Raw genomic sequence first — 9,985 nt, 5'->3', positions numbered from 1 at the left:
GGCGCTGGCCGCCGCCGGCGCTGCGGCGCGCGATCAGATCATCGCGCGCCACAGCGTCGCCGCCGCCGCCCGCATTCTGCGCGACGCGATTTCGCCGCTGCTGGCGGCGCGGGCGGGGCGCGCGTGACCGCGCGCGACATCGGCCTGCTGCGGCATTTCCCCACCGACTGGAACGCCGCGGGGCGCCTGCAGGGGCGCAGCGACATCCCGCTGTCGGCGGCCTCTCTGGCCGAACTCGCCGCCCGCCGCCTGCCGCCGCGCTGGCGCGGGGCGCCCATGCTGGTCTCGCCGCTGATCCGCGCCCGCCAGACCGCCGAGGCCCTGGCCGAAGGCGCGCCGATCATCGTGACCGAGGCCCTCGTCGAAATGGATTTCGGCGACTGGGAGGGGCGCATCGGCGCCGATCTGCTGGCCGATCCCGCCTGCGCCTATCGTCCGGTGGAGCAATGGGGGCTCGATTTCCGCCCCCCTGGCGGCGAGACCCCCGCCGAAATGCTGGCCCGCCTCGCCCCGGCATTGGCCGAGGCGGCCGCCCGCGCCCCCTGCCTGATCGTCGCCCATCGCGGGGTGATGCGCTGCATCCTCGCCGCCGCCGCCGGCTGGCGCTATCGCGGGCCGGAACCCTTCCGCATCAAGCGCGCCGCCGTGCACCCCCTGACGCTGAGCGCGACCGGCGCCCCCGAGGGGGCCGGTCTGCCCGAGAAACTGGAATTTCGCTGATGCGGGTCACGCTTCTGGTCACCCATCTCATGGGCTCGGGGCATCTGGTGCGCATGCTCGCCGTCGCCCGGGCGCTGGCCGCGGCGGGGGCGGATCCGCTGGTGATCTCCGGCGGGCGGCCGCTGGCGCATCTGGACGCGGGCGGGGTGCGGATGGCGCAATTGCCGCCGCTGGCCTCCAACGGGCTCGATTACAAGACCCTGCTCACCGCGTCCGGCGCCCCGGCCGGCGCCGCGGATCTGGCCGCCCGCCGCGCGCATCTGGTCGAACTCGTCGAATCCGAAAACCCCGACGCCCTGGTCACCGAGCTCTACCCGTTCGGGCGGCGCAACCTTGCGGCGGAATTCGAGGCCGCCATCGCCGCCCTGCGCCCGGGCGCGCCGGTTTTCGCCTCGATCCGCGACGTGCTGGAGCCGCCCTCGAAACCGGCTCGCGTCGCGACGACGCTGGCGCGTCTCGCGCCGTTTCGCGCGGTGCTGGTGCATGGCGACGCGGATCTGCTGCCGCTGGATCGAAGCTGGCCGGTCCCCGACGCGCTGCAACCGCGCCTGCGCTACACCGGCTACGTGGCCGCGCCGCCGCCGCCGATCTCGGACGGCCCCGGCGCGGGCGAGGCGCTGGTCGCGGTCGGCGGCGGCGTCATCGGCCGCCGGCTGCTGGATCTGGCGGCGCATGCGGCGCGGATGTCGCCGCTGCGCTGGCGGCTGCTGACCGGCGGCGCCGACGCCGCGGCGCAGGCCGCGCGGCTCGCCGCCATCGGCCCCGCCATCGCCGAACCGGCCCGCGCCGACTACCGCGCCATGCTGGCGCGCGCCGCGGTCTCGGTCAGCCTCTGCGGCTACAACACCGCGGTGGAGGTGGCGCTCAGCGGCGTCCCGGCGATCATCGCCCCCATGGAGGAGGGCGGCGAACGCGAACAGATCATCCGCGCCGCCGCCTTCGGCGCGCTGCGGGGACTCGAGACGCGGCGCATCGCCGATCTCACCCCCGAGACCCTGGCGCAGGCGGTGGCGCAGGCCGCGACGCGCCCGCGCCGCCCGGCGCCCATCAGCGCCGACGGGGCGACCGAGGCGACGCGGATCATCCTCCGGGACGGGTGATCCGGGGCGGGCGACGATGCCATCACTTTTCGGTGACCGGCGCGGCGCCATGCTCCGGTGGATTGGAGCGTCGCACAGGAGTTTTCGCCATGATGGTGAGTGCAAGCCTGACACGACTCTATCCCTGCCTGTCCGCGCAGATCTGGAAAACGATCGCCGCAGTGCCCGCCAAGCCGCGGATCTGGGCCGCCGTCCTGCGCTACGCCGAGATGAACGGAACCGCCGCGCGCCAGGCGCTGCTCGCCTGCTCGGCCGCCCCGGCGATCGACTTCAAGGAGATGCCCGACGCCAACGGCGCATTCGCGGGCGCCGCCGACGCCGATCGCGTCTATCTCGCCAAGTCGATCTGCGAACGCTGCGAAAACACCCCCGGCGAGCGCACCGACGCGCGCATGCTGATCCTGCTCGACTCGACGCTGCTGCACGAACTCGTGCACTGGGGCGACTGGAAGGACGGCCGCGACCAGGCCGGCGACGAGGGCAAGGCCTTCGAACGGGCCGCCTACGGCCGCGACGTGTCGCGATACTGGTGATCCACATGCGCCGTTTCGCCGCCCCCCTGACCCTCGCGCTGACCATCGCGTCAGCCAGTGCGGAGACTTTCCAGATGACAGACGAATCCCTGCTTCAGGCGGTCATCGACTACGATGGCCTGACCGGATATTTCCACGAGAACGACGCGCCCGAGCGCAAACCGCTGCGACTGGTTTGCGACGATGCACGCTGCGATGGCGCAAAGCTCACCAAGTTCGGCGAGCCGGTGGAGGTGCTCGCCGCGGATCCCGGCGGCCGCCCGGCGCTGATCGTCAACGACATCGCGGTCGACGGCGACGCCGCGCAGGTGTCGCTGCGCTACCCGGTCGAAGGCGTGCGCGCCGCGCTGATCCTGCGCCGCAGCGACGGCGACTGGTCGGTGACCGCGGGATCGGTGGTCGAGGAATAGGCCGACCCGCGCCGCGCGCCCCCGGCTGGGGCGCGCCCGCCTGCCCGCAGCCCGAAGGGCGAGGACAGGCGCAAAAGGCGTGACCGGCGTCAGCCGGTCTCCGGTTGACTGGTCAGCGTCCGGGTCTCGGCGGGAATGGGCCGGCGTATCCGGGCGGGGTCAGGAATAGGGGTCCAGCGCGTCGCGCAGCCCGTCGCCAAGGAAACTGTAGGCCAGCACCACCATGATCACCGGCGCCATGGGAAACAGCAGCCACGGATAGATCTCCACCGCCGTCAGGTCCAGCGCGTCGTTGAGCATCAGCCCCCAGCTCACCGCCGGCGGGCGCAGCCCGAGCCCCAGCAGCGACAGCGCCGTCTCGCCGAGGATCATCGCCGGGATCGACAGCGTCGCCGAGGCCACCAGGTGGCTCATGAAACTGGGCATCATGTGGGCCCCGATGATGCGCCCGGTCGAGGCCCCCATCAGTTCCGCGGCGCGCACGTAATCCTCCTCGCGCAGGGACAGGAATTTCGATCGCACCGCGCGCGCCAGTCCCGGCCAGTCGAGCAGGCCCAGAATGACCGAAATGATGAAGAACACCGACACCGGCCCCCAATTGGCCGGGATCGCCGCCGACAGCGCCAGCCAGATCGGCAGTTCGGGCAGCGAGCGGATGATCTCGATGCTGCGCTGCACGACCCCGTCGACCCAGCCGCCGAAATACCCCGCCACGCCCCCCAGCGTCATGCCGATGCTGAAGCTGATGGCGACGCCGATCAGCCCCACGGTGAGGCTGAGCCGCGCGCCGTACATGATGCGGCTGTGCATGTCGCGCCCCAGCCGGTCGGCGCCCAGCAGATGCATCTCCGCGCCTTCGGGCGGGCAGAACAGCCGCATGCGCGACTTGAACGCCCACAGAAGGGTGTATTCCGGCCCGCAATCGGTGAAGAAGCGCACCGGGCGCGGGTCGTCGTAATCGGCGGTGAACACCGGCTGGAACGTCTCCATGTCGATGGCGCTTTCCAGCGGATAGGTGACCGCGAAATACCCGTTCTTGAAGAATTCCACCGACTGGGGCGGCGCAAAGATCGCGTCGGCGTTGCGCTGCGCCGGGTCGTAGGGGGCCAGGAATCCGATGAAGGGCAGCGCCAGATAGATCAGCAGCAGGTAGATCCCCGAGATCATCGCCAGCTTGTGACGCCGGAACCGCCGCCAGACCAGCGTCAGGGTCGAGGCGTCGAGATCGGCGCGGTCCAGCGTCTGCAGGTCGGACTCGGCGTCATAGGGGTCGTCGGAGACGTAATGCGCGTCGGGGTCCTGCATCGCCGGCAGGGCGGTTTCGCGGGCGCCGGTCATCACTTTCTCCCCGAGAATCGAATGCGCGGATCGAGCAGCGCCAGCAGCAGGTCGCTGACCAGCATGCCGACCAGGGTCAGCACCGACACGAACAGCAGGATGAACCCCGACAGGAAATAATCCTGACTGCGCAGCGCCGACAGCAGGATCGGACCGATGGTCTGCAACCCCATCACCAGCGACACCAGCACCGATCCCGAGACCAGCGAGGGCAGCAGGTTGCCGATATCGGCCACGAACGGGTTGAGCGCCATGCGCAGCGGATATTTGACAACCGTGGTGACCGGCCCGACGCCCTTGGCCTGCGCCGTCACCACGTAGGGCTTTGACAATTCGTCGAGCAGGTTGGCGCGCAGGCGGCGCACCATGCCGGCCATGCCCGAGGTGCCGATGACGATGATCGGCACGATCATGTGCACCATGATGTCGCCAAGCTTGGCCAGGCTCATGGGTTCGCCGGAAAATTCCTTGCTCATCAGCCCGCCCACCGGCAGGCCGAACCATTGCGCGCCCTTGTGGTAGAGGATCAGCGCCAGCAGGAAATTCGGCGTCGCCAGCCCGATATAGCCGATGAAGGTGGCGGCGTAGTCGATCCAGCTGTTGGCCTTCACCGCGGCGATCGCCCCCAGCGGCAGCGCCACCACGTAGACGAACAGCAGGGTGAAGAAATTGAGCGCGATGGTCATCCAGATGGCGTCGCCCATCACCTCGCCCACCGGCTGGTCAAGCTCGAAGGACCAGCCCAGATCGCCCTGCAGGATGCCCGAGAACCCGTTCGGCCCGGCCCAGAACCCCATCCAGATCAGATATTGCCTCCACAGGGGCTGATCCAGCGCGTATTCGCGCATCAGGAATTCCGCCTTGGCCACCGAGGCCGCCTCGCCCGACGCGCGCAGCTGCGCGATCTGGTTGGACAGGAAATCGCCGGGCGGCAGGTTGACGATCCAGAAGATCAGGACGCTGACCAGCAGCAGCGTCCATGCCATGATTCCGATCCTGCGCAGAATGTAGCGAAGCACCCGGTTCTCCTTGCGGCTCTCGCGGCCGTTTCATGTTTTCGTCAATCTTCGGTCTTCGGTCTTCGGTCTTCGGTCGTCGGTCAGCAGTCGCCGGGCGGCGTCATTCGGCGAAAAAGAACTCGTCCGGGCGATGCACGCCCAGATGCGCGCCCGGATCCCAGGCGTAGATCGCCTTCCTGGGCACGTTGCGCAGCTTTTTCGACACGATCAGCGGCTGCGGCGCGGCGCTCACCAGACCGATGCCGAAAACCTGATCGGCATGGATCGCCAGCATCTCGCGCCAGATCGCCGCGCGGGCCTCGCCGTCCCCGGCGCGGCTCCAGTCCTTGAACAGCGCCAGCAGCCGCTTTGACTCGGGCGTGTCCGGGGCCTCGCCGGCCTGGCCCTTGGTCTGGAAATACTGCCCCCACATGGGCCAGCTGAAATTGGCCTGATCCACCGGGGCCAGTTCCGTGGGCGGCGCCTCGGGGGTCGGGATGCCGTTGTTCCAGCCGAACCAGACCGGCATCATCGAATTGCCCTGATAGGCGGCGTTGCGCAGGATGTCGCGATCCAGCGGCCGGTAGATCAGCTTGACCCCGATGTCGCGCCAGGTCTCGGCCACCAGCTCCATGGCGTCGCTTTCCACGCCGCGCTCGCCGGCGCTTTCCACCACGATTTCCAGCGAGCGCCCGTCGGGCAGCTTGCGGATGCCGGCGCCGTCGCGCGCCGTCAGCCCGATGTCGTCGAGCAGCGCGCTGGCGCGCTCGAGATCGAATTCGGCGTAGGACAAGGCGTTGGCCTCGTCATAGAAGGGGCTCGAGGGCAGCGCCGCCATGGCGCGCTCCGCCGCCAGTCCGAAATACAGCGACTTGTTGACGGTGCGCCGGTCGATGGCGAGGCTGAGCGCCCGCCGGAAGCGCACGTCGCGAAACAGCGTGCGATAGGCCTTGTCGGTGTAGTTCTGGTTGGGGTAGAGCGCGATCTCGGCCCCCGATCCATTGGCCCAAAGATAGGTGTCGTAGCCGCCGCTCTTCTCGCCCTTCTTCAGCACCGGCGCGTCCGAAAAGCTCAGCGAGCGGATCTGCAGATCCGCCTCGCCCAGCGTGATCTTGGACGGGATCAGCCCGCCGGCCGAAATGGCGATGTCCACGGTGTCGATATAGGGCAGCTGACGGCCTTCGGGGTCGACGCGGTGATAGTAGGGATTGCGCTGCAACAGGTAACGCTCGCCGTTCTTGCGGTTGGTGTTCACCCACGGCTGCAAGGTGGGCAGCTTTGGATTGTCGAACTTGTACATGTTGTCGTATTTGTTGTGCAGCTGCGCCCAGTTGCGCGCCCGGCGTTTCTTTATCAGCGCCTTCAGCTTGGACGGGTCGGTGTATTTTACATGGTAGTTCTTCATGTAATGCGCCGGCCGGAAGATGAAGGGCGGGCGCGCCTGCGCCAGCGCCGGCAGGAAGCGCGGGTTGGGATAGGGCCAGGCGAAACGGATCGTGGTCTCGTCGATCACCGTCACCACCGGCGGCTCGCCCTCGGTCAGCATCAGTTCGGGCGGGCCCGAGGGCGAGAGGTCGGGATTGTTGGCCACGTCCTCCCACCAGTAGCGGAAATCCTCGGTGGTGAAGGGCGCGCCGTCGGACCATTTGTGCCCCTTGCGCAGATGCAGGGTGAAGATGCGGCCGTCCTCGACGGTCACGTCGCGCAGGATGTCGGGCTTCAGCCGGTATTGTTCGTCATAGCCCACCAGCCGGGCATAGCCGTAGACCACCATGTAGCGGATGTCCTTGGAGCGCGAGAAGATGGTGCGCAGCACCCCGCCCTGCCGCCCGATCGCACGCCCCTTGGCGGCCAGATCCACCACCAGCGGCTCGCTTGGCGCGCGTTCGGCCACCGGCGGCAATTCGCCCGCCGCGACGCGATCCGCGAGGACGGGCGTTTCCTGCAACTCGGGAACCTGCGCCGCGGCGAGGCCGGTCAGAGCCGCCAGCGCCGACAGCGCGGCGGCCGCCAGCAGCGGCAGGGTCAGCGACAGGGGGCGTCTATGCAGCGTCATGCGGCGCACCTCACGTAATGGCCCGGTTCGATCTCCATCAGCCCGGGCGCGTCGTCGCCGCGATAGGCGAAGGGCAGCGGCCAGGTTTCCGGGTCCCCGGCGCCGCGCGCCACCTCGGCAAGGTCGAGCCGGCGGTTGGGGTCGGGTTCCGGCGACGCGGCGATCAGCGCGCGGGTGTAGGGATGTCTGGGATTCTGGAACAACAGGCTGGCGGGGCCCTGTTCGACGATGCGCCCGCGGCGCATCACCGCCACCCGGTCGGCGAGATCGGCGACCACGGTCAGGTCATGGCTGATGAACAGGTAGCTCAGCCCCATGTCGTCGCGCAGTTCCTTCAGCAGATCCAGCACCTGCGCCTGCACCGACACGTCGAGCGCCGAGGTCGGTTCGTCGCAGACCAGCAATTCGGGTTGCAGCGCCAATGCGCGGGCGATGGAGATGCGCTGGCGCTGGCCGCCGGAAAACGCGTGCGGAAAGCGGCTCAGATGGTCGGGAGACAGGCCCACGCGCTCCATCAGCGACGCGGCGCGTTCGCGTTGGTCGCGCCGCCCGCCGACCTTGTGCACCCGCAGCGGCTCGGTGAGGATGTCCATCACGCACATGCGCGGCGACAGCGAGGCGTAGGGGTCCTGGAACACGATCTGCACCCGGGCGCGGAACCGCTTCAGGTCGTCGCCGCGCAGCGCCATCACGTCCTGCTCGATCCCGTCGGCGCCGCGAAACCCGACCTCGGCGCCCGGGTCGGGCTCCTCGGCGCGCAGCATCAGCTTGGCGATGGTGGATTTGCCCGATCCGCTTTCGCCGACCACCGCCAGCGTCTCGCCGCGCCCGACCGCCAGTTCCACGTCCTGCACCGCCTTCACCGCGGGCGGCGGCGGCGCGAAGCCCTTGCGCCGCCCCGGATAGGTCTTGGACAGGCCGCGGGCCCAGAAAATCGGATCCTCGACGCCGCCGATCCGCAGCGGCTTGTCGAGCGGCACCTCGGGCGCGGCGGTGATCAGCGCCCGGGTGTAGCCATGCCCCGGTTCGGTGAGCACCGTGACGCAGGGGCCGGATTCCACCACCTTGCCCTTGCGCATCACCACCACCTGATCGGCCATGTTGGCGACCACGCCGAGATCATGGGTGACCAGGATCATCGACATGCCGGTATCCTTTTGCAGGGTGCGGATCAGGTCCAGCACCTGCGCCTGCGTGGTCACGTCGAGCGCCGTGGTCGGTTCGTCGGCGATCATCAGATCCGGCCGGCAGATCATCGCCATGGCGATCATGGCGCGCTGGCGCAGCCCGCCGGACAATTCGAACGGATAGGCGGACCAGGCCTGCTCGGGGTGGTGAAATCCCACATTGTCGAACATTTCCAGGCAGGTGAGCCTGGCCTCCTCGCCGCGTTCCGGGCGGTGCAGGCGCAGCGCTTCGACCACCTGGTCGCCGATGGTGTGCAGCGGCGACAGGGAACTCATGGGTTCCTGAAAGATCATCGAGATCCGCCCGCCGCGAATGGCGCGAATCTGCGGCGGGGACATGGCCAGCAGGTCGCGGGGCTCGGCGGGCAGCCCGTCCTCGCCGCGCCCGCTGAACATCGCCCGCCCGCCCTCGATGCGCGCGCCGCGGGGCAGGATCTTCAGCAGCGCCTTGCCGGTCAGGGTCTTGCCCGAGCCGCTTTCGCCCACCAGCGCCAGGGTTTCGCCGCGCCGCAGGGTGAAGCCCACGTCGCAGACCACGCGCATCGCCGCCGCGCCGCGCCCGAAAGTCACGGACAGACCATCCACGCTCAGCAGCGACTGCGCCCCCACCATAAAACCTTACCCCGTTGCTGTTTTTTTCGAGCATGTCGCGCAAACCGGTCAAGAGCAACCGCTTTGATCGCAAACCGCGCCGCCCGGCCGGCATTCCCGGCGTTGTGACGCGGGAAGCTCACGCGCCGAGCGGCAAGCCATCCGCCCGTCCGCGCGCTCATGACGCGAGCAGGCCGCAGACCTCCTTCAGCGTCGCGCCGAGGATCGCCAGTTCGCGGGGGCCGGAGAATCGGTGATCCGCGCCCTTGACCAGTTGCAGGCGCATGTCCGGGCAATCCGCGTGATCCAACAGCGCCAGCGCGCGGCTCATGGGCACGTCCGCATCCGCCGCGCCGTGCAGCAGCCGCACCGGGAAGGGCAGGGGCAGGGGATCGCGCAGCACCAGCCGGTCGCGCCCGTCCTCGATCAGCCGCCGGGTGATCACATAGGGCTCGTCGCCGTAATCCGAGGGCAGGGACACCCGCCCGGTCGCGGCCATCTCGGCGATCTGCGCGGCTGAGAATGACGGCTCCATGCCGTCGGCGGTGAAATCCGGGGCCGCGGCGATGGTGATCAGCGCGGCGACGCGTTCGGGCGCCTCGCGCGCCAGCAGCAGCGCGATCCAGCCGCCCATGGACGAGCCCACGAGGATCTGCGGCCCCTCGGTCAGCGCGACGAGCGCGTCCATGGCGTCGCGCGCCCAGTCGCCGATGCAGCCGTCGAGGAAATCGCCCGAGCTTCGCCCGTGCCCGGTGTAGTCGAAACGCAGGAACGGCCGCCCCTGCGCCCGGCACAGGGTTTCCAGATGCAGGGCCTTGGTCCCGGTCATGTCGGACTTGAAGCCGCCGAGGAACGTCACCCCGGGTCGCGTGTCGCCATCGCCCCGGAACCTGTGGTAAGCGATGCGTCGGCCGTCCCTGGCATCAAGGTGTTCGGGGTCGTCTGCGAGAAGATCTGCGAGACTATCTGCGGGGGAATCTGCGGGGGGATCTGGGGGGAGTGTCATGGGCCTGTCCGCTGCTGACGGCGCGAATGCGCGGGGATCGGAGCGC

Annotated in this window: 9 protein-coding genes; 4 read left to right on the top strand and 5 right to left on the bottom strand. The window is 69.3% G+C overall.

Going from position 1 to position 9,985, the window contains the following annotated elements; translation table 11 throughout:
• Positions 1 to 123: 123 nt before the first annotated feature.
• From AC1HC7_RS01095 to AC1HC7_RS01080, 4 genes are all read left to right on the top strand, one after another.
• Positions 124 to 720, top strand: coding sequence for a histidine phosphatase family protein (locus tag AC1HC7_RS01095; protein WP_479495863.1), 597 nt, complete (start codon positions 124 to 126; stop codon positions 718 to 720).
• Complete coding sequence (locus tag AC1HC7_RS01090; RefSeq protein WP_479495864.1) at positions 720 to 1,820, top strand: glycosyltransferase family protein; 1,101 nt, start codon at positions 720 to 722, stop codon at positions 1,818 to 1,820. Before AC1HC7_RS01095 ends, AC1HC7_RS01090 begins: the two co-directional genes overlap by 1 nt.
• A gap of 89 nt (positions 1,821 to 1,909) precedes the next feature.
• Positions 1,910 to 2,353 carry a hypothetical protein gene (locus AC1HC7_RS01085; protein ID WP_479495865.1) on the top strand — a complete coding sequence of 148 codons (444 nt, stop codon included), beginning with the start codon at positions 1,910 to 1,912 and terminating at the stop codon, positions 2,351 to 2,353.
• A 74-nt stretch (positions 2,354 to 2,427) separates the two neighbouring features.
• Positions 2,428 to 2,763 (top strand): hypothetical protein, encoded by a 336-nt coding sequence (locus AC1HC7_RS01080; RefSeq protein WP_479495866.1) that lies wholly within the window; start codon positions 2,428 to 2,430, stop codon positions 2,761 to 2,763.
• Positions 2,764 to 2,922: 159 nt separating this feature from the next.
• Here the strand turns inward: AC1HC7_RS01080 and AC1HC7_RS01075 are convergent, their stop codons facing one another.
• The 5 genes from AC1HC7_RS01075 to AC1HC7_RS01055 form a co-directional block, all read right to left on the bottom strand.
• Entirely contained in the window at positions 2,923 to 4,101 is a 1,179-nt protein-coding gene (locus AC1HC7_RS01075) for an ABC transporter permease (protein WP_479495867.1), read from the bottom strand.
• Positions 4,101 to 5,120 (bottom strand): ABC transporter permease, encoded by a 1,020-nt coding sequence (locus AC1HC7_RS01070; protein WP_479495868.1) that lies wholly within the window; start codon positions 5,118 to 5,120, stop codon positions 4,101 to 4,103. The genes AC1HC7_RS01075 and AC1HC7_RS01070 overlap by 1 nt, the downstream gene beginning before the upstream one ends.
• 100 nt (positions 5,121 to 5,220) lie before the next feature.
• The gene (locus AC1HC7_RS01065) at positions 5,221 to 7,155 is read right to left on the bottom strand and encodes an ABC transporter substrate-binding protein (RefSeq protein ID WP_479495869.1); all 1,935 of its coding nucleotides are present in this window, start codon (positions 7,153 to 7,155) and stop codon (positions 5,221 to 5,223) included.
• Positions 7,152 to 8,954: an ABC transporter ATP-binding protein gene (locus tag AC1HC7_RS01060; protein WP_479495870.1), complete on the bottom strand. Its 1,803-nt coding sequence runs from the start codon at positions 8,952 to 8,954 to the stop codon at positions 7,152 to 7,154. The genes AC1HC7_RS01065 and AC1HC7_RS01060 overlap by 4 nt, the downstream gene beginning before the upstream one ends.
• A gap of 157 nt (positions 8,955 to 9,111) precedes the next feature.
• Positions 9,112 to 9,792 (bottom strand): alpha/beta hydrolase, encoded by a 681-nt coding sequence (locus tag AC1HC7_RS01055; protein WP_479495871.1) that lies wholly within the window; start codon positions 9,790 to 9,792, stop codon positions 9,112 to 9,114.
• Between the last annotated feature and the right edge of the window lie 193 nt (positions 9,793 to 9,985).

The organism is Oceanicella sp., from assembly GCF_056449545.1.
Note: the sequence above shows the minus strand (reverse complement) of the source record. Positions and strands in the feature narration are given on the sequence as shown.